Genomic DNA, 24,073 nt, shown 5'->3' with positions numbered 1-24,073 from the left:
GGTGTGCGTGTGTGAGAGGGGAACGGACGAAGACGGGGACTCAGGCTGCGCTGGTCCGGTACGCGGACGGGGGCACGCCTTCGTGCGCACTGAACATCCGCCGGAAGTGCCGAGGGTCGGCGTACCCGCAGGCGCGCGCGATCTCCTCGACCGTGAGCGCCGACCCGCGCAGCAGCGTGCGGGCGTGCCCGAGCCGCAGCGCGGTCTGATACTGCGCCGGAGTGAGCCCGGTGGCCGCGACGAACGCTCGACTGAGCCCGCGCGGAGAGAGGTGCGCGTGCGCCGCAAGCTCTGCGAGCGGATGCGTGCCGGCCAGATCGGCGGCGAGCGTGTCCTGCACGGTGTGCACGACAGGGTCGAGGTGGTCGCGGTGGGCGAGGAACGGACTGAACGGCGCAGAGGAGCCGTTGCGGCGGGCGTAGACCACGAGCTCACGGGCGACGGCCGCGGCGAACGCGGGTCCGTGGTCGGCCTCGACCAGCGAGAGCGCGAGGTCGATGCCCGAGGCGATCCCCGCGCTGGTGCTCACCGGCCCGTCGTGCACGAACAGGACGTCGTCGAGGACGTGCGCGGCCGGATAGCGCTCGCGCATCGCGCCGATGGCGCTCCAGTGCGTCGTGCACCGCCGTCCGTCGAGCAACCCGGCGTCGCCCAGCACGATCGCGCCGGTGCAGACCGACGCCACCCGCGCACCGGAGGCATGAGCCCGCCGGGTCCACTCCAGAACCTCCGGCGCGACGAGTTCGCCGTCACCCGCCGCCCGCCGGACGACGGCAGCGAGATCCGGCCCGGGGACGATCACCAGAGCGCCCTCGTCGGCGGCCGCGTCGGACAGCGGCTCCAGCCCGGCGAGCCTCAGGCCCTGAGCGCTGACCACGCCGGCCGGCTCACCGACCCAGCGGAGCCGATAGTCCGCTCCGAGCGCGGAGGCCGCCGAGAAGACCTGGGCAGGACCGGACAGATCCAGCAGGTTGACCTCGGGGAGGGTGACGAACACGACATCCATGTCACCCAGGCTATTCGCGGTGAACGGCGCGAGGGAGGCCGGGACAGGGCGAGCGAGCGGACGGATCCGGTCACGCCAAGAGAAAGTCGGGGTGCCCGGTCAGCCGCGCTCCTCGGTTCGCAGCCTCGTTCCCCCCGGCACGTGGATCACCGTCCCGACGGGAGCGCCGCCGACCGCACCGTCGGAGATCAGCCGCGTGGGCACTCCTCTCGAGCGCAACCGATCGCGCTGCGCCAGCTGCGCGGCGAGCACGCCGGGACGAGTGTCCAGATAGTACGTCCAGTTGGAGAGCAGGAAGCGCTCCTCGTGGAGCGGCGAGGGCGGCGCCTCGACGGAATCCGCCAGCTCGCGCAGGCGGGGGAAGAACTCGAACTGGGCCAGGTCGCCGCTCCACTCGGTTCGCTGCGTGTAGTTCGCCACGTTGAGTCCGCTCGCGCCGCCCCGGAACGCCGCCTCGGCCGTGGCCAGGACGCCGCTGCCCCCGTATCCGGTGAAGAACCGGCCGGTCGGGCCGTCCAGCTCGACCAGGACGGGGCGCTCGGTCAGTTCGCGGTAGACGTCGGTGAGCTCCTCGACAGCGCGTGGCGCGTCATCCACCCGGTGGCTGTCGTAGTCGAACGAGAAGACGACACGGTCGGCGTGGCGGCTGAGCCCGAAGATGTCCTGGTTGCCGAATTCCGCGGACTCCGGCCGGAAGCTCTCCCCCAGGGGAGCGGAGAGCCGCGCGGAAGGGTCGGCCTCCCGCACCACCGCCGCGAACCCGTCGACCTTCGCGGCCAGCCACTCCTCGCGGAACTCCAGCCAGTCCGCGTCATGGGCTTCCGCGATCGAACGGGCTTCGCCGCCGAACTCTCGTTCCGCGAGCCAGAGGGCGAAGCGATCGACCGCGACGGGCTCGAAGCCGATCCAGCCCCCGTACTTGTACTCGAAGTGAAGGCCGAATCCGAAGGTGTAGAAGATTCCACGGCCTCGGTACGTGCCGGCCAGTCCCGCGAGGTAGTCGCGCTGTGCGTCGAGCACCCGCGGATCGAAGAGGGAGGGCAGCGGCTGCCGCGTCGAACCGTATCCTGTCTCGAGCACGGAGCCGTCCGCGAAGCGCGACCACTCGGCGGTCGCGGCGACCGGGTCAGGCAGGTCCTGCAGGTTCACCCTCAGGTGGACGCGCAGGCCCGACCGCTCCAACTCGGCGATGCGGCGGTCGAGTGCGCTTCGTGATCCGCGCCACGAGACGCCGAGTTCCAGATAGTCGAACCCCCACCCGGCCAACTGAGCGAGGAGACGCGAGAACGCGGTGTCGTCGTTCCAGGTCGCGTCCCAGTCCCAGACGCAGAGGCCGAGCTCGCGATGCGCCATCAGGACTCGCCACCGCGCACCGGGAAGGCGACGACCAGTGCGCCCTCGTCGAGGGAGAGACCCTCGTCCAGCCACCGGTCACCTGTTTCGTCCGCACCGGCCGACACGCGAAGCGTCGGTCCGCGGAACTCCCGGGCCAGGCCGCGCCCGATCGGATCCACCACATGCGGAGCCACCGCTGTGAGCGTCCCGGCATACCCCTGCGACCCGCCGAGCGCGATCTCGCCGCCGCCGCGCACCGGGTGCAGGCCCACGGTCAGGGCCCCGTTGTGCGGTGCTCGATGCGCCTCGACGCGGACGGTCGAGTCGGCAGGCCAGTTCGCCGTGATCCGGAGCTCCCACTCGCCGTCGGCCGTCGCCAGCGTGACGCTGCCGGTGTGCGGGTCCAGGATCGTCAGCGTGGCGGTGTCGGGGTCGAACTCGACCGAGTGCTCCCGCACCTCCAGCACGCCGATCGCCCCGCGCATCGTGCAGCACCAGCGCGCGTCGTCGTGGATGCGCCGAAGCGCAGGGTCGTCGACGGTCGGGAGGGAGTCGAGGCCGAACGAGCCATCGGCCCGATGAGCGAACGCCAGAGCGTTGTGTTCGGTCCGGGCGATCTCCTCGAGGTAGGCCGGGTCGCCGGTGATCCGCCACAGGTTCTGCGCCACCCCGAGCGCGTCGACCATCGCGCACGGCTCCGACCAGGAGTCCGCTCGGCCGAACCAGTTGTACGGCGCGAACGTGAGCGACTGGGCGTGGTTCCGGTAGGTGTCGAACAAGCTCGACGCGAGACCCCGATACTCGTCCCGACCGGCGACGGCGAGATCGGACAGGCACCGGGCCGCCGCGAGCACGGCGTGGAGTTGAGCCCCCGTGGACACCACGTCGATCGCCGTGACCAGGTCCGCCAGGCCGGAGACGGCGGCCAGCAGGTCGGCCCTTCCCGTCTCCAGGTACGCCGGGACGAGCCCGTTGAGGCAGAGCAGGACGCAGTAGGTGTCCGTCGACAGGTCCCATTCCGGCGTGCGGAGTCCGATCTGGCCGGACGCGGCACCGTCCTCGACAGGGGCACGGTCGACCGGATAGTCGTCGAGCGAGCCGAGGCCGGGAAGGATCAGCTCGTCGATGACCCTGAGCGCGGCCGCGCGCGCGGACTCCTCGCCGGTGAGGTGGTGATACTGCAGGAATCCGGCGACCACCCACCCGTGGCAGGCGAGCTGCTGCTCGTCGCGGGTGGGCCCGAGCGGCGGGCCGAAGTAGCCCCGCTCACGGATCGCGGCACTCATCTCGGCGAAGAGCGCGTCCGCCGCCCGATCGGTCTGCAGGCCGGCCCGGGCGTACCTGCTCAGCGAGAGGAGGAGCCTCCCGGCGAGGTCGCCCGGCCAGGGGTCGGTCGACGTCTCCTCCACCACAGAGCGCGGGTCGTAGTCGGAGCGGAGCAGTCGCGCCGTGGAGCGGGCGATGCCCGCATCGTTCGCGAGCTCGACCCGGAGCAGGGGGACGCCGGAGCGGACATCGGTCATGCGATCGTCTCCAGTTTCTGAGCGGGGCTGCCGTCGAGCAGCTCGAGGGGGGTGTTCAGCACCGTCTCGTGCACGCCGGGGCCCAGTTCGAGCGCGTCACCGTCGGGGGTGAGCAGGACGGCCGAACCGCCGCCGGGGACCGTGATGGTGAGCTCGACCACGGTGTCCCGCTCGGTGCGGCGCCAGGACACACCGTAGCGACCCGCCGGCGAGTCGAGGCGGTACTCGACGCTCGGCACGCCAGGAAGGAAGACCGGTTCGACCTCGGCCCTCGCCCAGCCCACGGAGCCGGGGGCCTGACGGAGACCGGCGATGTTCCCCGTCATCCAGTGGGACACCATCCCGAGCATGAAGTGGTTGTTCGAGCCCTCTCCCTCCGGACCGGACTCCGCGGACCAGGTCTCCGCGAGCGCAGTCATGCCCTTGGCGAGCTGCATGCCGTAGCCCGGCACGTCCTGGCGCGAGAAGACCTCGTGCAGCCGGGCGTCGAGGCCCCGGCGGTGGAACGCGTCGACCAGCGGCTCGAACCCGATCTCGCCGACGGTGAACGCGTTCCCCGCCGCGTCCACGGCCGCCACGAGCCGCGAGAACAGCTCATCGGCGCGCACGTGGTCGCCGAGCTGGTCGGCCACGTCGGTCAGCAGCGCGAGGTCGCTCTGGCTCACCGTGTCGGCGTACGGCCAGCGCGCAAGCGCGGACTGCGTCCGGGTCAGCCGCTCGGCGATGACGGCCTCCCACTCCGCGCGCCCGAGGAGGCGGGCGATCCGCTGCGCCGCGCGGAGGACGCGCCAGTACCCGTACGTCGCGACCAGCCGGCGTTCGGCCGACCCGTCGATCGACACCCAGTCGGAGAGGCCGAACTCGATCACGCCGTCGTGCTCGCGCGACGCGAGATGGTCGAGGTAGGCGACCATCGCGCTCGCGTTCTCCCGGAGGATCCGCGGATCACCGTACTGGACGAAGTGGTGGAGCGGGAGGAGCACGATGACCCCTCCCCAGTTGACGTCGAACCGGAACGCATCCGGGTCGCCGTCCGCGCCGTTTCCGCTGAAGTCGACGAATTCCGGCGCGATGTTCGGGATCGCGCCGTCGTCCAGCTGCGCCGCGCGCACGTGGTGCAGAACGGACCGGAGGTGGGCCTCGACGTCGAAATGACCGGCCAGAGCACCGAAGCACAGGTGCAGTTGCTCCAGCCAGCCCAGCTTCTCGCGGTGGGGGCAGTCCGTGAAGACGGAGTACATGTTGCCCTCGATGGAGCGGACGATCAGCTCGTCGAGACGCTGGAGGAAGGAGTCCGACGAGGTGAAGCTGCCCACCCGGGTGTTGGACGTGTGCGCCACGAGCGCCCGCGCCGTCGCGCCGGATCCGGCGCCGTCGACCCGCAGGTATCGGAACCCGTGGTAGCCGAATCGCGGCCGCCAGCGGCCGGGTTCTCCGGCCAGGGTGGTCACCGAGTCGAAGATGGGCGACCCTGTGCTGGCCTGGTTGAGCGCGCCGTCGATGATCCGTTCGGCCGGCCAGAGAGTGATCCTGCGTCGCTCGTCGGGGGACGGCCACGCGAACTCGGGGAATCCGGCGATGTTGACCCCGAAGTCGAAGGTCACGCTGTCCTCGTCGCGGGCGATCGCGGCTCCGTCGATCGCGGCGGCGATTTCGATCGCCGGGCTCTGCGGCCACCAGATGCGGTGGAGGGTGCTCGGGCCGAGCACCAGCGGTGTCGTGCCGAGCGGGTCGTCCACGGGTTCGGGAAGCGCCGCGTCGATGTCCTCCCCGCCGTACCAGTGCGACGCGATCGTCGGACCGCGGCCCACCAGCGTCGACTCGTCGAGACGCTCGACGGCGACCGACTGCCCGTGGGTGACGTGCTCCAGCACGGCGGCGATCCGGGGAGTGGATGACCGTGCCCGGAACTTCGTGTACCGGTCGGCACCGCCGCCGAGCAGGTACGGGCCAGCTGCGACCTCGATGGTGAGGGTGTGCGGGCCGCCGTCCAGAGCGCTGAGGTCCAGGCTGACAGCAGCGGCCTCCCCGTCCAGGCGGGCGTACCCCGGGGCGAGCACGCGGGCTCCGAGCTCGCGCCCGTCCACCCGCACCTCGCACACGCCCACGCACGCCAGGTGGAGCAGCACGAGCTCGGCCGCGTGCGCGTTCCGCTCGAACCGGTGCCGGAACCAGACGCTCCTGGTCGAGTCGGTGCGGTGCTCGGGATGCGTGATCCAGTGAGCCGCGGCACTCTCGAAGTCGAGCGCGAAGCGGATCGTCTGCGACCCGCTCCACGCCACGTCGCCGTCGACGCGCGCGCCGACCCGCCACGACAGGCTCCGCACGCCGTCCGGTCGTCGGATCACGGTGTCCCGCGCGGTCGCGTCGAGGGTCGACGCCACGAGCAGCGCCGCGGACCGGCTCCTCGACTCGCCGACCCACGCCTCGACGAGAAAGGCGGAGGCTCCCCCGTCGTGGTCCCACGCCAGGCGGAGTTCGTCGTCGTCGATGCCCGAGGGGTCTTCGAGACCGTTCGTACGGAGACGGTGGGCGGAGAGGTGAGGTGTCATGATCGCTTTCGGTGATCCGCCGGTGTCGGCTGCCCCGCATGGCGTGCGCAGCCGACACCGTCGCGGTGTACGGAAGTGGTGCTACTTCTGGGCTGCGACGTCCTTGGCGAACGCGGCATCCATCTTCTGCGCCGCCGATTGCGGGGTGTCGGAACCGGCGATGAGCGTCTGGCTCGCCTCGGTCAGCGCCGCCCCGGTGCCGGTGCCCGGCCAGCCCTGGTCGGGCCACGTGCCCGTCCGCTTGGCCTTCTGGTACTCGATGATCGTCTGCTGGTTCTTGCTGTCGGCCTTGAACGAGTCGTTCGGGATCGCCGGGGCGCCCTTGCCGGCAGCGGCGTACAGGTTCTGCGCCTGCGGCTGCGCCAGGAAGTCGACGAACTTCCGCGCCAGCTCGGGGTTCTTGGCCTTCGCGTTCACCGCGAAGCCGGCCGAGTCCGCGACCGCGAGGTACTGCTGCTGGGGGTCGTCCCCGACCGGGAACGGGGCCAGGGTGAAGGTCGAGCCTGCCGGCGCGACCGCTTCGAGCGACGAGGTGTCGGAGAAGGCGAAGGTCGCGATCGCCTGGCCCTTGCCGACCTGTGCGGCGCTGGCGTTGAAGTCTGTGCCGTTCGGGCCGTCGTTGAAGCAGCCTGCGTCGCGCATCTTCAGCTGCAACTGGAACGCGTCGACCCACTTCGAATCGGCGAAGGAGGCCTTCCCCGCGAGCTGGTCCTCGGTGAAGCCCGGATTCGGTCCGTAGACGAGCGGGGCCACCGCGGCGAACGAGGGAAGCACCGTTCCGCCCTTCTGCCACAGCGAGTAGGCGACCTTGCCGTGCTTCTTCGCGGTGTCGCACAGTGCGAGCACATCGGTGAACGTCGAGGGGACCGCCGCCCCGACCTCCTTCAGCGTCTGGTCGTCGTACACCAGGCCGAGCGCGAGCTCTCCGATCGGGACGGCGTAGAGCTTGCCCTTGGCGCTGAACAACTGCTTCTGCGCCGTCGAGAGGTCACCCTTCCAGGCGGCGCCGGACAGGTCGGCCAGAGCGCCCGCGGCCGTCAGCTTGCCGATGGCGGCGTTGTTCCCCGAGCCGGGGAACGTGCGGATCACATCGGCGGCGCTTCCGGCGGCGATGCCGGTGCGGATGAAGTCCTGGTACGAGTTGCCGCCGTCCTGGACCGTCACGGTCACCCCGGGGTTGGCCTTCTCGAACGCCGAGACGACCGGCTTCAACTGGTTGGGGTTGTCCGTGGCGACCGTGAGCGCCTGGCTCCCGCTCGCTGCCGAGTCCGTCGTCGAGCACCCGGCGAGGGCCAGCGCTGCGACGGCGACGATGCCGGCCGCGGCGATCGCGGTGCGTCCTTTCGTAGACATGGATGTCCTTTCGTTTCTCGTGATGGAGGAGGTGATGCTGGGGTGGTCACCCCTTCAGCCCCCCGGAGAAGCCCTGGATGATGTGCTTCTGAAGGGAGAAGTAGCAGGCCAGGATCGGCGCGGTGGAGATGACGAGCGCGGCGAACACCGCCGGCCAGTCGGCGCTGTACGTCCTGATGAAACCGCTGATGCGGACGGGCAGGGTCTCGCTCCCGCTCCCCGAGAGGAAGAGCAGTGGCAGGAAGAAGTTGTTCCAGATCGCGATCAGGCTGAGGATCGCGACGGTGCCGAGCGCGGGACGCAGCAGCGGGACGATGACGTACCAGTAGGTCCGCAGCGGGCCGCAGCCGTCGAGGGCCGAAGCCTCCTCGAAGTCTTTGGGCGCCTCGCGGAGGAACGTCGTCAGGATGAAGATCGCGAAGGGCATCCCGCCCCCGATGCTCGCGACGATGACACCGGCGATGTTCCCGACCAGTCCCAGGTCCCGCATGCTCGTGTAGAGCGGGAGGACGCCGAGTTGCCCCGGGATGATCAGCCCCGCGAGGAACAGGTAGAAGAGCCAGCGCGGCCAGCGTGTGCCCACCCGGGCCAGCGGGTAGGCGGCGAGCGACGCGAGGAGGAGGACGGCGACGACGCTGACGATCGCGATCACCGCGCTGTTCGCGAGCGCGGCGCCCAGGTGCCCGTCGTTCCAGGCGCGCACATAGTTGACGAAGCTGTACTCGCCGTCGAACTCGAAGGCGCCGGACGGATTGTGCGGGGCCTTGAGCGAGAGGTTCACGAGCCCCACCAAGGGGAGCAGGAAGAGGAGCGCGATCGCCCACATCGTGATCTCGAGGGCCAGGCTGCGCCCGGTGTACCGGTTGATCATCGCTGGACCTGCCGCGACGTGAGCCGGTACTGCAGGAGGGCGAGCACCCCGACGACGAGGGAGAGCAGCACCGCGAGAGCTGTGGCGAACGGGTAGTCGCCCAGCTGGAAGCCGTTCTTGTAGATGACGAGCGAGATCGTGACCGTCGACGTGCCCGGGCCGCCCTGAGTCATGGCGAACACCTGGTCGAACTGGCCGAGCCCTCCGATCAGCGTCAGAAGAAGGTTGATCACGAAGGCGCCGTTGATCAGCGGGAAGACGATGGAGCGGAACCGCGTCCAGGGGCCGGCCCCGTCGACGACCGCCGCCTCGATCAGCTCGCTGGGGATCCCCTTGAGCCCCGCCATGTAGATGACCATCGAGTAGCCGCTGAACTGCCACAGGATCGCCACGCAGATCGAGCCGAGCGCGAACTTCGGATCGCCCAGCCAGTCCTGCGCGAACGCCCCGAGGCCGATCGCCCGGAAGACGCTGTTGACCCCGCCGTCCGGCGCCAGCAGATAGCTCCAGATGTACCCGGCGACGAGCGGGGTCAGCACGACGGGGGCGAAGAAGGCCACCCGCAGCGCCCCGCTCGTCTTCAGCCGTGTGTTGAGGGCGAGAGCCAGAGCCAGGCCGATCGCATTTTGTAGCACCATGACGACAGCGGCCAGCACGAACGTGTTCACCAGCGAGGCGAGCGCCAGGGGATCCTGCAGCACCCGCGCGAAGTTGTCGAAGCCCACGAAGCGGAAACCGGACGAGATGCCGTCCCAGTCCGTGAAGGCGAAGAAGGCACCGCGGAGGGCGGGCCACACCGAGACGAAGAGGTAGAGCGCCAGCGCCGGACCGGCGAACCAGAGGGAAACGCGCACTCCTCTCCAGGGCCGCCGGCGCCGCGGAGGCGTGACCGCCGCACGGGTGTCGGCCGCCGGAGAGGGGGCGTGTACGACAGTGGACATTGCTGCGCTCTCCTTGAGCTCGGGGTGAATGCAGGATCGATTTTCACGTGCGTTCGACGCCTGGAGTAGTACTGGACTATCGAGAACTAGCACGATCCTGCAGAAACTGGCCTCACGACGCCGCCGGCCCCATCATGGAGCGAGTCCCGAGAAAGGCCCGCGATGCGCTCGATCCAACGACACGAAGTGTTCACCCCCGGCAGGCTGCCCATCGCCGCGAACGAGGTTCCCGCCCTCGACGGGATCCCCGAGCACATGCACGAATACCTCGAGCTGGCCGTCGTGTCCCGCGGGTACGGCCTCCATCGCACCCGCGGGAATGCGACACGGCTCGAACCGGGTTCGGTCATCCTGATCCGACCGGGAACCTGGCACGCCTACTGGGAGCCGGACGAGCTCTGGACGTTCAATGTCTACCTCGGACCCGAACTTCTGCACCGCGACCTCTCCTGGCTCGTGCGCTATCCCTCCCTCTCGCGCGCCCTGCTCCAGGGCACGCCCAACCTGGGTGTGCTCGGTCCCGAGTCGCTGACGGCGGCATTGGCGCTCATCGGTCAGCTGGCCGGCCTCCGCCCCGGCGAGCACGTCGCGCGGGCGATCGGGCTCACGGGCGCTGTCATCGAGATCCTCACCGAGAACGTGCCGTCCGTCTCCCGGCAGTACGACGACGACGCGGCGGAGACCGTCGTCCGGATGATGCAGCTGATGCAGTCGGATCTCGCCCACGGCTGGACGATCTCCGAGCTCGCGCAGCGCCTCAACGTCTCGGCACCGCTCGTCCACCGGCTGTTCAAGGCGCACGTCGGTCTCCCGCCGATGGCGTGGCTCATGCAGGCCAGAGGCGAGTCGGCTGCGACACAGCTCGCGTCATCGACCGCGAGCGTGGCCGCGGTGGGCCGCTCGGTCGGCTGGGAGGATCCCAACTACGCGAGCCGGCGGTTTCGCGCGCTCTACGGGATGTCTCCCCGCGAGTATCGGCGGCGCTTCGCGAGCCCGTCGGTGACCGAGATCCCCTTCTAGCGGGCGACGCCGGCCGTCACGCCGCGCCGACACTGGACGCACGGACCCGGAGACCCGGCTGCAGGACGAGCTGCTCGGGTGAGCCCGTGCCATCCAGAAGGATCCTCACCGCCCGGCGACCGAGTTCCGCGTGGTCGTGGGCGACCGACGTCACGGGCACAGCGGTCGAGCGCGCGAACGGGATGTCGTCGTAGCCGACGAGTGCGAGCTGCTCCGGGACGGCGACCCCCGCGGAGAGGAGCTGTTCGAGGACACCGATGGCGAGGAGGTCGTTCATCGCGAAGACCCCGTCGAAGCTCCGCTGTCCCGAGTTCCCGGCGAGGACGGCACCGGCGGTCCGGCCGCCCTCGAGCGTCCGGGTTCCGGCGTCGATCACCTCGATCGCGACATCGAACTCGCTCCCCGCGCGCAGTGCGCCGCCGAGCCGGGCGCCGATCTGAGCGACGTCGAACCCGGCGCCGACGACGGCGACGCGATGCCGGCCCTGCTCGGCGAGATGCCGTACCGCCGCATACCCGCCTGCGTGGTCGTCCGACGAGACGGAGGACACCTCCGGCGCCTCGGAACGACGACCGAAGATCACGGACGGGATCCCCCGTCCGGTCAGCTGCAGCAGACGCTCCTCCACGTGCCCGGCCGGCGCGATCAGGATGCCGCGAACGCGCTGACGCTCGAGTTGGTCGAGGTACGCGCGTTCCCGGCGGGGGTCGCCGTTGCTCAGCGCGGAGAACGCGAACAGGCCGCGGGCCTCCACCTCCCTCTCCACAGCCTCGGCGAACTGCACGAAGAAGGGATTCGCGGTCTCGAACGCCACGATGCCGACGAGCGGACTCTCGCCGACCCGCAGCTGCCGCGCGGCGTCGTTCGGCACGAATCCCAGCTCTGCGATCGCGGCGGCGATCCTGGCCTGCATGGGCGCGGAAAGCCGGTCGCGCCGGTTGAGGTAGTTCGAGACGCTGCTCGGCGAGACCGCGGCGCGAGCGGCCACATCCCTGATCGCCACCCTGGGTGACTGCTGCACTGCCCCCATCGGCACTCTCCAACCCGGTCGATCGTGAAACGCGAGTCTTGCAGACCTCGCGTGGATACTCTACCTTTTGCATCGATACAAAGCTTCCATCTCTCAATGAAGAAACGAGATGCACATGAAGAAAGCGCTGCGATCACGAATCGTTGCAACGGTCGGTGTCACCGCACTCCTCCTCGGCGGGGGAGCCTGGGCGTTCGCCGCCTCCCCCGGCGTGCTCAACCTGCCGACGCAGACCCCGAGCGGTGTGAACGTCTCGCTGGGCGCCGACACCCTCAGCGAGCCGTTCAACTGCTGGACCGACGGTGCGTTCGCGCTGAAGGACATGGGCACCGGCGGTCTCGTCGCCCTCCCTCCCGTGAACAGCAGCGCGTGCGAGCAGTTCCAGTTCAGCGGCTCGGATGTCAACCATCTGGTGCCGACGACGAAGATGAACGGCCTCACCACGGGACACACCGATCGCGGCCGCGTCTACGACTCGGAGGGCTGGTGGCCGTTCACCCTCTGGAAGGACCCGGCGACGGGAGACTGGTACAGCTACATGCACACGGAGGACGGCTCGCAGTGCAACACCGGCAATCCCGGCGTCGGGTCCGACCTCCGCACGATCGGCGTCTGGAAGTCGAGCGACCAGGGCGCGAACTGGACCTACCAGGGAGTCGCGCTGAGTCTCGACGGCGCACGGAACTTCCAGCCGCCGGCGAACGACTGCAACTCGCAGGCCGGCTGGCCAAAGGTCGGTGGGCCGGGCGACCTGGACGTGATCCCCGGGAACGACGGCTACCTCTACATGATCTACAACCAGTTCACCTACATCAACCCGGCGGGTGTTCCCGCCGGCGTCGCCACCAACCGCGGCAACATGGCTGTCGCGCGTTCGGCCATCTCCGACAAGGGAGCGCCCGGAACCTGGTACAAGTACTGGAACGGCGCCTTCACCGAGCCCGGCCAGGGCGGCCACGAGACCTACGTGCTCTCAGCCGCGAACCAGCGCCAACCCAAGAACGAACAGCATTCGATCGTCTGGAGCACCTACCTCAACAAGTACGTGCTCAGCTTTGCCAGCGGCGAGGGCGTCTACCTCAGCTACAGCACGAACCTGGTCGACTGGAGCAAGCCGGAGTTCCTCTACCAGGAGACGGCGAAGTCCTCGACCTACGGCGACAGCGCGAACTTCATCGCGTACGTGAACCTCGTCGGAGCGGGAACGGGTGCCAACGCGACATCGGACCAGATCGGCCAGACGGCCTGGATGTTCTACGTGCTCGGCAATAAGAACTACGAGGTCCACCGCCGCCTCATCACCTTCGACACCCAGACCAACCTCGCCGCAGGCGTCACGGCCACCGCGGACTCGAACTTCGGTTTCGGGTCGGCCCAGAACCTCGTCGACGGCGACTTCGGCACGGACTTCATCTCCGACAAGCGGACCAACACCGCCGACAACACCGGCTGGATCCAGGTCGACCTCGGCTCCACCAAGGCGTTCAACCGGGTCCGGCTGCAGCCGGCCGCCAAATGGGGGAACGGCTTCCCGACCGACTTCAGTCTCGCAGGATCGTCGGGCGCGAGCGGACCGTGGACGACGATCACCTCGAAGACAGGATTCGAGAAGCCCCGCGACGGCGCGACCGTGACGTTGGACTTCGCCGGCCAGAACTATCGTTACGTGCGCCTGTCGTGGAGCCGGCTCTCGGGCAATGCTGAGCCGTTCGTCCCATTCAACTTCGACCTGGCCGAGTTCGAGGTCTACAACAACACGGCGCCCGCCCCCACCGACCCCGTCGCTCCGACGGCCGTCGATGCGACGTACACCGCCTCCACCGGCTTCTCATCGACGCAGGGCCAGTCGGGCTGGACGTACATGTACCAGTCGCCCCTCGATCCGGCGGCAACCTACGGGCAGTGGGTGCCGATGACCTACAACGCGTCGGCATCGCAGTGGCAGAAGGCCGGTACGCTCGCTGCCGTCGGCTCGAGCACGGTGCAGCCGGACGCGAGCGCGGCGGCGCGAGTCTGGAGGGCGCCGGCGGACGGCGTCGTGCACATCACGGGCAACGTCGCCAAGCAGGACACCTCCGCGGGAAACGGCGTGCGGGTGCGGGTCATGGTCAACAGGACCACAGTGTGGCCGGCATCGGGATGGCAGACCATCGCGTACAACGACGGCACCGGATACAACGTCGACACCTATCAGCATGTGAACGCCGGCGACAGGGTCCTCTTCGTCGTGGACGCGAACGGCGACACCACCGCGGACAGCACCGCCTGGAACCCGACGATCGCGTACTCGACGGTCAAGTCGACGACCAGCTCGAGTTCCGCGTTCTCCTCGACGCAGGGCGCCAACGGGTTCTCCTACGAGTACTTCGACGGCACGAACTACACGAACCTGACCTGGAACGCGTCGACGATGCGATGGGAGCGCCCGGGCACCGGAACGCTCGTCGCGGCCGACTACCAGCACCCGGACACCAATTCGGCGTCGGTGCGCACCTGGACGGCCTCGGCCACGGGGACGCTCTCCGTCGCCGGCTGGATCCAGAAGGGCGACGTCACGGGAGGAGACGGGGTACGGGCGAAGGTCATGGTCAACAACACCCAGGTCTGGCCGGCATCGGGCTGGGCCACCCTCTCCGCCACCGACGCCTTCGGCTTCGACACCTCGTTCTCCACCCCGATCACGTCGGGCGACAAGGTGAGATTCGTGGTCGACAGAAACGGCGACAGCAGCTACGACACGACGGTGTGGCCCGTGGACCTGACGGTGCAGTGACCTGCGCGGGACCGCGAGGTATCCGCCTGGAGCCCCGCGGTCCCCCGTTGGGCGTGGACGAGCAGGAGCACACCGCGGGAGGTGACCGCACCGTGACCGTGCGCGACGTCCGGCCTACAGCCCAAGAGTGCTGAACGGATCCTCGGTCTCTTCGGCGGTGTCGTCGGCGGGAACCGGCGTCCGTGCGAAGGCGTTGTCTCCGGAGCGCGCCCAATCGATGATGGCGCGGGTCTTCCCTGCTATCTCGTTGCGCAGTTCCGCTGGGGCGCGATCGACGTCGCGCCAGACGTTGAGCGCGCTGATCGGAGTGCGGTGCTTTCGGCCGTTCGCGTCGCGCCAGACGAACGCGGGCAACGGTGCGACGTCCACGATCGAGTCGCGGGGCACCGTGCGCGACCAGAACTGACCGGTGACGACCGCGCGGTCGGCGTCGAGGGTCACCCCGAGCCTGGGGGCGCGTACGACGCAGAACACCGCGAAGGTGATCAGCACGATCGCACCGATGATCAGCGGCAGCCGGACGGTGCTCTCCGCAGGGGGGTATGGCACGAAGATGCCCGCGCCGGCGAGGAGACCCACGACGCCGATGAAGGTCCCCCCGGCGACGTTCGCCACGACGTTGCGATGCGGCGCTGAGACGACCACGGGCGGGCTGGCGCTGTCGGCATGACTCACGAGCGTCACTCTAGTGGTGCTGCCGTGAGGCTTCCGCACCCCGACGTCAGCCCGATCGGCGACGCCGGCCGCGAACGACGAGCGCTGCGGCCCCGGCCAGCGGAAGCACGATCGCCAGCGCGAGGGCGCCGTCGGTGCCGGAGCCGGTCGGTGCGAGTTCGGTCGTGCCGCCCACCTCGGCCGTCCCCGGCGGCGCGGGCGGCGGCGGTGGCGGGGGTGGCGGAGGCGGAGTCGGGTGAATCGTGATCGTGAACTCGCGCGTCGCGATCCCGTCGACGGGGTCGGAGACCTGCGCGGTGAACGCGTAGGTTCCTGCGGTGGTCGGCGTCCCGGTGATCGTCCCGTCGGGGTTCAGGGTGAGTCCGGGCGGGAGGCCGCCGCCGACCACGCTCCAGGTCAGCTCGGGCTGCGGGTTCTCTGTCGTTGCCTCCAAGACCGTCGAGTACCCCGTCCCGACCGTCCCATCGGGCAGCGATGTGGTGATGATGCACGGCGGCTGGGTCAGCGAGCGCAGGTTGAGATTCCAGCCCGAGAACGTGTTGCAGATCAGGGTCGTCGTCGCGCCGGCACCGGAGTAGCCGGCGGCGCCGAACCCCCAGAAGTCGTGGAGTCCCGGCCCGATCGGGGATCGTCCGATGGCGTTGTACGAGATGGTGATGTTCGTGCCGCCGCTGACGTTGATGCCGATGTCGGCGCCGCTCGGTCCGGTGATGGTGTTGTGGTCGACGGTGACGTTGTCGGCGGTGAAGAGCAGCATCCCGGTCGAGCTGCTGACCGAGTTGTCGGCGGTGTAGGTGACGACGGTGTTGTGCGCGAACACGCCGCTGGAGTTGAAGTACTGCACGGAGTTCTGCGCGATGTTCCCGGGGACCGGCGGCGGAGGCAGTGGAATGGTCGTGTCCGGCGGCCCGAGGGTGGAACCGGTGACGTTCATGGTGGCGGCGCCGTTGGCGGTGAGGCCGTTCTTCTGGAAGTCGGTGACCTGCGCGTTCGTGACGGTGAGCGTCTGCGGCGTGCCGTTGGTGGCGTCGATCTGGATGCCCTGCCCGAAGTTGTAGGTCTGGTGACGGGTGATCCCGGTGACGGTCACATTCGTCACCGATCCGGACGCGGACAGGAACTGGATCCCGAAGAACGGCGCGTTGGTGGTGGCGTCGTTCGCGGCGCGCGGCAGGTAGGCACCCCGCACGGTGAGGTTCTCGATGTTCATCGAGGTCGCGCCGGCGGCGTTGCTCAGTACCGCCCCGAGCAGCGGGCTGGCCAGCGACGCGTCGGTGGCCGTGATGGTGTGGCCCGCTCCGTTCAGCGTGAATCCGTCGGGAACGGTCAGGTTGTCGGTCGTGGCGCAGTCGGCGGTGAGGGTGATGGTGGTGCCGCTGGTCTGCGACGCGGTACAGACGCTCCGGACATCGACGGTCGCGGCGGCGGCTGGTCCCGCGGCGCTCAGGGTCGCACCGAGCATCCCGAGCAGGAGGGCGCCCGGCACCCCGACGGCCGCGACCGACCCGGCACGCGCCGATCTGATCGGGTGCCGGGCTGAAATCGCATCGTTCCCTGAATTTGCAGCCGCCATCACGCGAAACTTCCCCTACGGTGAGGCAGGCTAGTGCTGGGGGGCTGTTCGCACAAGGCATACCGCCTCCAGCGGCCCCTCCCGATCTCGTGAGGGTGACACACCGCGGAGAGCCACAAGGCTTCGGGCGGCACGTCTACGAACCGGAGGCGCTCACCATCACCTCGAGAGCGAGTACGCGCGAATCGAGATCGAGTTCATGGACATGCACAGCTACCGTGGACGGTACGCCGACCGTTGCGATGTGCGTGTCGCCGCGGTCGCGGTGAAATCCGGACGCTGTACTACGCGCTCCCCGCGCCGAATTAGTTGCAGTCAAGCCGGCTCTCCTTGCAAGACCCAGACGGTCATCGAAATCGCCATAACGATAAGAGCGATCGCGAGACCCGAACCCAACCCCGTGACAATGAGCTCCCACGGACGATATGGGCGCTTATCTCGGTTTCTCGCCCAATCCATCATGCGGCCACGGCCTCTCACCGCTGCCCACACCGCCGCGACCCCCGCGGCGAGGCCCACCAGCCGAAAGCCGACAATCAGCGGCGCCAGAGTCCAATCCACGTGCTGAGCGTACTGGTACGCAATCGCGCATCGGAGAACGCTTGTCCGAACGAGTAAGTCGAGGGATGCAGCGATTCACGCGTGGGCGAAGTGTGGGCAAGTGACCGTGCCTTAGAAAGCGAAAACCCCCGGATCCCTTGCAAACAAAGGGATCGCGGGGGTTTTTCGTGGCGGTACCGGTGGGATTTGAACCCATATAGCCGCATTGGAGTTGTCGCCCGACACAGCGCTCGGCGAGGAGCCAGCCACGCCGGACGCGAGGCGCCGCCGTCCCGCAACTGGCCATGCGCCGAATCTCAGGCGGAGCCGGAATGATTATCCGAGGTGTTGTGTCCTGCGACGCCTTCCAGCTTCGCTAGAACGTACGCTCCAACCTCTCGCGGCGCTTCAGTACCATCTACGACGAGCTCCGAGTCCTCGTCCCACTCTTCTGGATACGGCGCCCTCTTCCCGGCGAGAAGAAGCACCTTTATCTCGTTCCGGTACGTAAGCGAGAGGTTCAGGCGGGAGTGACCGGCGACCCCGCACTGCCGATGGCGTCGCGCTTAACCACGCGGGCCGCTGGCAGCACCGCGGAGACACCGCGACTAGGACTAGTGGTCACGGATGAAACCGTACAGCGAGGCTTCGCATGACTCGACCGACGTGTCCTGGTTGAGCCACCGGCGCGGGTGCATGGTTCAGTGCCGTTCGGACTTCCAGCTCCGTAATGCGCCGCTCATCAGCGGCCGCGCTCATCGAAGCAAACAGCGACAAGACTGCCAATGCGGCTGCTGCTATCCAGAGAACCACAGCGGCGGGAGTTGCAGAAGCATAGAAGGCCCCACCCATAGCCACGAGCAACGCCGTTGATGCGAGACCAACGGTCCTCGTGGAGCGAGCGACCTCCATCCGTCGTTCGAGGAACCGACGGGCAACCCCGTACGACTCGTCTCCGATCGTAATCTTGTCCAATCCAGCCTTAATCGCGGCGTTCGCTGCGGCGGGCTTGCCCAGCAGCTGCTGGACGTCGATGGCTTGGGTTGCGGCTGATTTCGAAGTCACGCTAGGCACCTATCGGCAGTTGGTAGCCGCATGTAAGGGACAGCTGCGGGGGCTGCCCTTCTCGGCTTCCCCTCTATCGAGGAACCGCTAGCTGGCTCCCATGACTCAAACGCCAGCTACGGATGGGCGAGTATTGATGGCTCGGAGCCCGAGAACCCCGCCGTGCGTCGACTGCGGTCCGCCTATAGCTCTTGGCTTGCGATTGGAGCCTCGCAGGGTGACGAGGTAGCGCGGATGTGGTTCATCGGCTCGAACCCTCTCTTGGGCCACGACTCCCCCGTCGACACTATTCGCAGCGACCGGTTCGAGGAAGCGGAGGCAGCCGCGACGTCAATGGCAGAGGACGGCTTTCTCGGGTAACTGATCGTCCGACGGCGCCCACCTCACGTGCCGAATCGTTCTGATTCCAGGACAAGTCGTTGACGAAATCCCGACCCCTTGAAGTGAGATGAGGCTGAGCATTTCGCGCGGCTTTCGCGCCACCGGTGTGATTCACTGAGCGACGGATCACAGCGCGAGGAGGACGCCGGTGGAGGACCTCCGAGAAATCATCGGCGCCGGTCGGGTGTAGGAGTTGTGCTTAGCAGCGGTGAGGGTCAGCTGGAGGTCGAACTCTGGAGCGCAACTTTAAAGGCGCTGGAGTTCGACGAGGACGACGGCGCGCGCAGCGAGACCGTGCTCGCGACAGCGTCTCTGGCCCGGGTCAGACTGGACTGCGCGTGGCTGGATGCGCTGGACGCCGAGAGCGCGGAGCTCGAGGCCGTGGGTGGCGCCTTCTTCGACCGGGAGCGCCTCAGCGTGGTCGACGAGGAGTCGCTGTTCGCCGACAGCCTGGTGATCATCGACTACGTCGAGGTCCCCGAGGAGCACCGTGGTGCGCGCGCGAGCCATGCACTGGTCCGCGGCGTCGGCCGCATCTTCCGCAGCGACATCGTGGCGCTGACGCCGGCGAGGATGACGCGCGGTGGTTCGGAGGACCTGATGGCGGACATCATGCTGCTACCGATCGAGCGGCGCTGAGGGCGCCGCGTCTGCGATCGCATCGCGGCGGGACTACCGGTAGTGCTCGGTCGTCGCAGGATCTCCTAGCCGGTGGCTGGCTCGCGGACTTCTCCGACTACACCGAAGAGGCGACACTCGGCAGGACGCATCCCGTCCTTACGACCATGAAGATTCCATGCCCAGACCGGATTCGTAAAGTGATGCCCGCGGACTTCCACCAGGGGTAACGAGGGCTGCGAGTTACCACGGCCTCGTTGGGAAAGGCGCTACGAGCGCAGCACCGCCCAACACGGGAGCGGCCTTCGTGCGCGCACGGGAGGAACGGTCAACAACAGTGAGAATGGCGCGTGCGATGGTTCACTTCGCCGTGGTGCCGTCGCTATGGTTGACAGCTCCTGCAGGCGTCTGCAATAGTCACTTATACCTATCAGCCCACCCGGCCGCTCGATGAGGAGAAGGCATGTCGAACCCGCGTGCTCCACGGCAAAGCGACATCGCGCGCATCGCCGGTGTCTCGCAGGCGGCCGTGTCGATGGTCCTCAACGGCCGGGCATCCGAGAATGGGATCCCGGAGTCCACCGAGTCGCGGATCCGCGCCGCCATGGACCAGCTCGGCTATGTCCCGAACGTCGCCGCGCGGTCTCTGAAGGGCGGCAGGAACGGACTGATCGGCGTTCACACCTTCGAGCCCGTCTTCCCGGTCGCGTCGAGCGACTACTACCGGGAGTTCCTGAACGGCATCGAGGAGCAGGCGGTCTACGAAGGTTTGGACCTCGTCCTCTTCGCCTCGACACAACGCGCGGACGGCAGCCGGTCCATCTACGGGAGCGGCGCCAATCGCCTCCGGCTCGCCGACGGTGCGATCATGCTCGGCTTCAAGAAGGACGACGACGAGCTCGCACGGCTGGCTGCCGAAGGGTACCCGTTCGTCTTCATCGGTCACCGGGTCGTCCCCGGCGTCGACATCCCGCACGTGACGGCGGACTATCGCGGCGGGATGCGACCCGTCGCCGACGTGCTCGCCGCATTCGGGCACGCCCGCGTCGCCTATCTCGGCATCACCGTCCGGGGACCTTCTCAGCTGGAGAGGCTCGCCGGGATCCGCGAGTCATTCGCCGTCGACGGCATCCCGGCGCCGACCGAGACGTTCGTGGAGCCTGCCGATGTCGACGAGACGTGGGTGCGTCGGCAGCTCGACGACGGAGTGACGGCGATCCTCGCCGAATCGTTCGAGCTCGCTCGTGCTCTCGGCGCCGTCGTCAAGCGCCTGTCGCTCAGCGTGCCGGACGACGTCTCGATCATCTGTCTGGACACCGACCCGATCGGCGAGCTCAACGACCCGATCAGTCACGTCCACATCCCTCGACGGGAGATGGGGCGGCTCGCTGTAACGATGCTGAACCACCTCATCGACGGCACGCTCGGCGCTGACCGCGTCGCCGTGCTCGCGTGCGGCGCTCCCTCCGACGTCTCCGTCGGCCGGCCGAGAGCCGCGGCAGGCCTCGTTGCGGACCCGGCCCTCACGTCTCGCGGCGTCTAGCTTTCCCCCTCCCATGAAACCCCGGCAGTCCATAGGCTGCTAATACGAATAAGGAGAATACATGAGCACCGTCGCTCCACGACATCTGCTCGGCGCGGCCATCGCCGCCGCCAGCGCCGCCCTCCTCCTGGCCGGGTGCACCAGCGCCTCCAGCGAGGGGACGTCGAAGGACGAAGGCGGGACCCTGACCGTCTGGTTCCCCGGCAACAACCAGACCGAGATCGACCTCGTCAACAACACGATCGTGCCGGCATTCGAGAAGGAGAGCGGGACGAAAGTCCAGGTCACCTTCGTCGACTGGGGCGATATGTCCACCAAGCTCAACGCCGCCTTCGCCGCCGGGACCGCGCCGGACGTGTTCGGCCACGGCGGGGCCGCCGTCGCCGACTTCGTGGCGAACGACCGTATCGTCGACCTCACCTCGCGCATCAAGGGCCTCCCGAAGAAGGACCAGCAGGACCTCGGCAGCGCGCTGGACGGCGGTGTGGTGCACGGCAAGAACTACACGATCCCCACGTCCCGCACCGGCAACCTGATCATGTACAACGCGGCCGACTTCACCGCCGCCGGACTCGACCCCGACAAGCCGCCGACGACGTGGGAGGCCCTCAAGAGCGATGCGGCGAAGCTGACGCAGCGCGACGGCTCTGGCACCATCACCCGCTCGGGGCTGCTGCTGCCCTCCCAGGCGATCGGGCGTCAGCAGACGTTCCAGACGCTGCTCAAGGGCGCGGGAGGCGACGCGCTCAACAAGGCGGGGACGGAGGCCGTCTGGGACTCGGCCGCAGGCAAGAAGGCGCTGGAGTACTTCGCCAGCCTCTACGACGGCCCCGACGCCGTCTCCGCCAACCTCGGCGAGGACTTCTCCAACGCGCCGGCCGCTCAGCAGCCCCTGGTGCAGGGCACCGCCTCCATGACGATGGTCCAGCCGACGTCCGCCACCCAGATCAAGGCGGCCGCACCGGGTAAGGACCTCAGGATCATGCAGCCGCTCGGCTTCGAAGGCGAGCACCCGGCCGCGCTGGGTGGCGCCGGCACGCACCTGATGATCAACGCGGACAGCAAGCGGCAGGATGCCGCCTGGAAGTTCATGACCTACCTGATCGATCCGGCGGTGAACGCGAAGTACACCGAGGGCATCGGCGCCGTCCCGCTCCGCGCCTCGGCCGTCGACAGCGCATATGTCAAGGGCAGCCCCATCATCCAGGCGTTCCTGAAGGCCGCACCCGACTACAGCGGCAACCCCAACGTCCCCAGCTGGGTGCAGGTGCGGGACGTGCTCGACAAGAACCTCGAGCAGGCCCTCCACCGGACCGTGACACCAGCGGCTGCCTTGGCCGCAGCGAAAGCCGACGCCGACCGCATCCTGAAGGCCAACGGTTGACGGCCGTCCGATGACAGTCGACCAGATCGTCGAGGCGGGTGCCGCACCGTCGGCGCCCGCCTCGCCCGCGGGCCCCGCACGGCGCCCGCGCCGGTGGACCCGGCTGAGGATCACCGGCGCGCTGTTCGTGCTGCCCGCGGCGCTCTATGTGCTCATCTTCCAGATGGTCCCGGTGATCTACGGATTCGTCCTCTCGTTCACCGATTACAACCCGATCCGGAGGTCGGGGCCCAAGCCGATCGGCGTGGAGAACTATGCGCGCATCGTGACCGACCCGGAGTTCGGCAACGCGCTCTGGGTGACCGGCCGGTACGTGCTGATGGTCCTGCCGGCGACGGTCGTGCTCGCCCTCCTGCTGGCGCTCCTGGTCAACCGGCCGTTCCGCGGGGTTGGCCTGTTCCGCAGCGCTCTCTACGTGCCGCACATCGTCTCGCTGACCGCCGTCAGCCTGGTCTGGCTCTGGATGTATTCGCAGCACGGCCTGTTCAACGAGATCCTCGGCGCGCTGGGCCTGCCGGACCAGTCCTGGCTGCTGGATCAGAACACCGCGCTCACGGCGGCGTCCGCGATGCGGATCTGGAAGGCGCTCGGCAGCAACATGGTGCTGCTGCTGGCCGGCCTGCAGTCGATCCCGAAGGAGCTCTACGAGGCTGCTCGCGTCGACGGCGCCGGCCGCTGGGCCTGCTTCCGCTACGTGACTATCCCCGGCGTGAAGCCCATGCTGACGTATGTCATCGCCATGGACATCATCTTCCTGGCGCAGGGCTTCGCCGAGATCTACGTGCTGACGAAGGGCGGCCCGCTGGGCAGCACGACGACGGTCAACTACCTCATCTACACCGAGGCCTTCCAGTACAACCAGATGGGAACGGCGTCGGCGATGGCCTTCGTCCTCTTCGCCTTCATCATCGGGTTCTCTTTCCTGACCATCCGCGGCATGACGGGGAGACAGAAGTGAGTTCCATCACCAGCCGGCGCAGAGGCGCCGTCCTCGCCCACCGCCGAGGCGGCAGGAGACTCATCCCCGGAATGCGGAACGGGGCGAGCATCCTCGTGCTCCTCGTTGTGACACTCCTGGTCGTCACGCCCTTCGTGTGGGTGATCTCCTTGGCCTTCACACCGGAGCAGCACGCCTTTGGCTCGGTCTCCCTGATCCCGGCAGACGCGACCTGGGACAACTTCGTCACGGCGTTCAGGGACGCGAACCTCGGCAGGGCGCTGACCAACTCGGCCATCGTCGCGGTCGTCGCGGTGGTCGCGAACTGCGTCATCGCGGTCCTCGCCGGGTACGCGTTCGCGATGCTGCCCTTCCCCGGGAGCTCGGTCGTCTTCTACGCGCTCATCGCCACGACGGCGATCCCGATCTCGGTCACGCTGATCCCGCTGTTCCTCATGGCGCGGGGGTTCCCCCTGGCCGGCGGCAACGATCTGCTCGGCCACGGAGGCAGCGGTCTGCTCGACACCTTGGCGGGGGTCGTGCTCCCGTACCTGGTGGCGCCGATGAACATCTTCCTGGCCCGGCAGTTCTTCCTCAGCGCTCCCGTCGAGCTCGCCGAGGCGGCCCGCGTGGACGGCGCAGGGGAATGGCGCATCTTCAGCAGGATCTACCTGCCGCTCGCGCGCCCCCTCGTTGCCGTGGTCGCCATCTTCTCGTTCACGGGAGTGTGGGACGACTTCCTCTGGCCGCTCGTGGTGACGAGCTCGCCGCAGACGCAGACCGTGCAGCTGGCGCTGGCCCGCTTCCTCAGCAGCGGCAACGTGCAATACGGGCCGGTGATGGCGGGAGCGGTGATCGCCACCGTCCCCGTGCTCATCGTCTTCCTGTTCAACCAGCGCAGCTTCATCTCCGGGCTCTCCGAAGGCAGCCTCAAAGGCTGAACTCGCCGGCGT

General features: G+C 68.4%; 18 protein-coding genes. 7 read left to right on the top strand and 11 right to left on the bottom strand.

The features are described from left to right. Window positions 1–40: 40 nt before the first annotated feature. The 7 genes from JNB50_RS11480 to JNB50_RS11450 all read right to left on the bottom strand — a co-directional run bounded on the left by JNB50_RS11480 (window position 41) and on the right by JNB50_RS11450 (window position 9,581). Window positions 41–1,006 (bottom strand): GlxA family transcriptional regulator, encoded by a 966-nt coding sequence (locus tag JNB50_RS11480; protein WP_208040269.1) that lies wholly within the window; start codon window positions 1,004–1,006, stop codon window positions 41–43. 99 nt (window positions 1,007–1,105) lie between these two features. Next, window positions 1,106–2,359 (bottom strand): hypothetical protein, encoded by a 1,254-nt coding sequence (locus JNB50_RS11475; protein WP_208040268.1) that lies wholly within the window; start codon window positions 2,357–2,359, stop codon window positions 1,106–1,108. Next, a complete protein-coding gene (locus tag JNB50_RS11470) occupies window positions 2,359–3,864 on the bottom strand; it encodes a hypothetical protein (RefSeq protein WP_208040267.1) in 1,506 nt (501 codons plus the stop codon). The genes JNB50_RS11475 and JNB50_RS11470 overlap by 1 nt, the downstream gene beginning before the upstream one ends. Beyond that, window positions 3,861–6,416, bottom strand: a complete 2,556-nt coding sequence (locus tag JNB50_RS11465; protein WP_208040266.1) for a family 78 glycoside hydrolase catalytic domain — start codon at window positions 6,414–6,416, stop codon at window positions 3,861–3,863. The genes JNB50_RS11470 and JNB50_RS11465 overlap by 4 nt, the downstream gene beginning before the upstream one ends. An 81-nt stretch (window positions 6,417–6,497) precedes the next feature. After that, the gene (locus JNB50_RS11460) at window positions 6,498–7,769 is read right to left on the bottom strand and encodes an ABC transporter substrate-binding protein (RefSeq protein WP_208040265.1); all 1,272 of its coding nucleotides are present in this window, start codon (window positions 7,767–7,769) and stop codon (window positions 6,498–6,500) included. 46 nt (window positions 7,770–7,815) lie between these two features. Next, window positions 7,816–8,640 (bottom strand): carbohydrate ABC transporter permease, encoded by an 825-nt coding sequence (locus tag JNB50_RS11455; protein WP_208040264.1) that lies wholly within the window; start codon window positions 8,638–8,640, stop codon window positions 7,816–7,818. Beyond that, window positions 8,637–9,581 carry a carbohydrate ABC transporter permease gene (locus JNB50_RS11450; RefSeq protein WP_208040263.1) on the bottom strand — a complete coding sequence of 315 codons (945 nt, stop codon included), beginning with the start codon at window positions 9,579–9,581 and terminating at the stop codon, window positions 8,637–8,639. The genes JNB50_RS11455 and JNB50_RS11450 overlap by 4 nt, the downstream gene beginning before the upstream one ends. Before the next feature lie 162 nt (window positions 9,582–9,743). On the opposite strand from JNB50_RS11450, the gene JNB50_RS11445 reads away from it, so the two are divergent. Next, window positions 9,744–10,601, top strand: a complete 858-nt coding sequence (locus JNB50_RS11445; protein WP_208040262.1) for an AraC family transcriptional regulator — start codon at window positions 9,744–9,746, stop codon at window positions 10,599–10,601. A 16-nt stretch (window positions 10,602–10,617) separates the two neighbouring features. Here the strand turns inward: JNB50_RS11445 and JNB50_RS11440 are convergent, their stop codons facing one another. Further along, window positions 10,618–11,604 (bottom strand): LacI family DNA-binding transcriptional regulator, encoded by a 987-nt coding sequence (locus JNB50_RS11440; RefSeq protein ID WP_208040261.1) that lies wholly within the window; start codon window positions 11,602–11,604, stop codon window positions 10,618–10,620. A 142-nt stretch (window positions 11,605–11,746) separates the two neighbouring features. Here JNB50_RS11440 and JNB50_RS11435 point away from each other — a divergent pair, with 142 nt between their 5' ends. Then, a complete protein-coding gene (locus tag JNB50_RS11435; RefSeq protein WP_208040260.1) occupies window positions 11,747–14,404 on the top strand; it encodes a discoidin domain-containing protein in 2,658 nt (885 codons plus the stop codon). 114 nt (window positions 14,405–14,518) lie between these two features. Here JNB50_RS11435 and JNB50_RS11430 read toward each other — a convergent pair whose 3' ends face one another. The 3 genes from JNB50_RS11430 to JNB50_RS11420 all read right to left on the bottom strand — a co-directional run bounded on the left by JNB50_RS11430 (window position 14,519) and on the right by JNB50_RS11420 (window position 18,257). Beyond that, window positions 14,519–15,079 (bottom strand): hypothetical protein, encoded by a 561-nt coding sequence (locus JNB50_RS11430; protein WP_208040259.1) that lies wholly within the window; start codon window positions 15,077–15,079, stop codon window positions 14,519–14,521. Between the two features lie 46 nt (window positions 15,080–15,125). After that, window positions 15,126–16,565, bottom strand: coding sequence for an Ig domain-containing protein (locus JNB50_RS11425; protein WP_208040258.1), 1,440 nt, complete (start codon window positions 16,563–16,565; stop codon window positions 15,126–15,128). Between the two features lie 1,248 nt (window positions 16,566–17,813). Next, entirely contained in the window at window positions 17,814–18,257 is a 444-nt protein-coding gene (locus JNB50_RS11420) for a hypothetical protein (RefSeq protein WP_208040257.1), read from the bottom strand. A 576-nt stretch (window positions 18,258–18,833) separates the two neighbouring features. Between JNB50_RS11420 and JNB50_RS11415 the strand changes: the two genes are divergently transcribed. The 5 genes from JNB50_RS11415 (at window position 18,834) to JNB50_RS25035 (ending at window position 24,061) form a co-directional block, all read left to right on the top strand. Further along, the gene (locus JNB50_RS11415) at window positions 18,834–19,277 is read left to right on the top strand and encodes a hypothetical protein (RefSeq protein WP_208040256.1); all 444 of its coding nucleotides are present in this window, start codon (window positions 18,834–18,836) and stop codon (window positions 19,275–19,277) included. A gap of 442 nt (window positions 19,278–19,719) precedes the next feature. Beyond that, window positions 19,720–20,799, top strand: a complete 1,080-nt coding sequence (locus JNB50_RS11410) for a LacI family DNA-binding transcriptional regulator (protein WP_208040255.1) — start codon at window positions 19,720–19,722, stop codon at window positions 20,797–20,799. Between the two features lie 61 nt (window positions 20,800–20,860). Continuing rightward, window positions 20,861–22,183: an ABC transporter substrate-binding protein gene (locus JNB50_RS11405; RefSeq protein WP_208040254.1), complete on the top strand. Its 1,323-nt coding sequence runs from the start codon at window positions 20,861–20,863 to the stop codon at window positions 22,181–22,183. A 10-nt stretch (window positions 22,184–22,193) separates the two neighbouring features. Further along, the gene (locus tag JNB50_RS11400; protein ID WP_208040253.1) at window positions 22,194–23,141 is read left to right on the top strand and encodes a carbohydrate ABC transporter permease; all 948 of its coding nucleotides are present in this window, start codon (window positions 22,194–22,196) and stop codon (window positions 23,139–23,141) included. Continuing rightward, on the top strand, window positions 23,138–24,061 hold the full coding sequence (locus JNB50_RS25035; RefSeq protein WP_208040252.1) for a carbohydrate ABC transporter permease: 924 nt from the start codon (window positions 23,138–23,140) through the stop codon (window positions 24,059–24,061). Before JNB50_RS11400 ends, JNB50_RS25035 begins: the two co-directional genes overlap by 4 nt. Window positions 24,062–24,073 lie beyond the last annotated feature (12 nt).

The organism is Leifsonia sp. TF02-11 (assembly GCF_017565305.1).
Lineage (GTDB): Bacteria > Actinomycetota > Actinomycetes > Actinomycetales > Microbacteriaceae > Leifsonia.
Note: the sequence above shows the minus strand (reverse complement) of the source record. Positions and strands in the feature narration are given on the sequence as shown.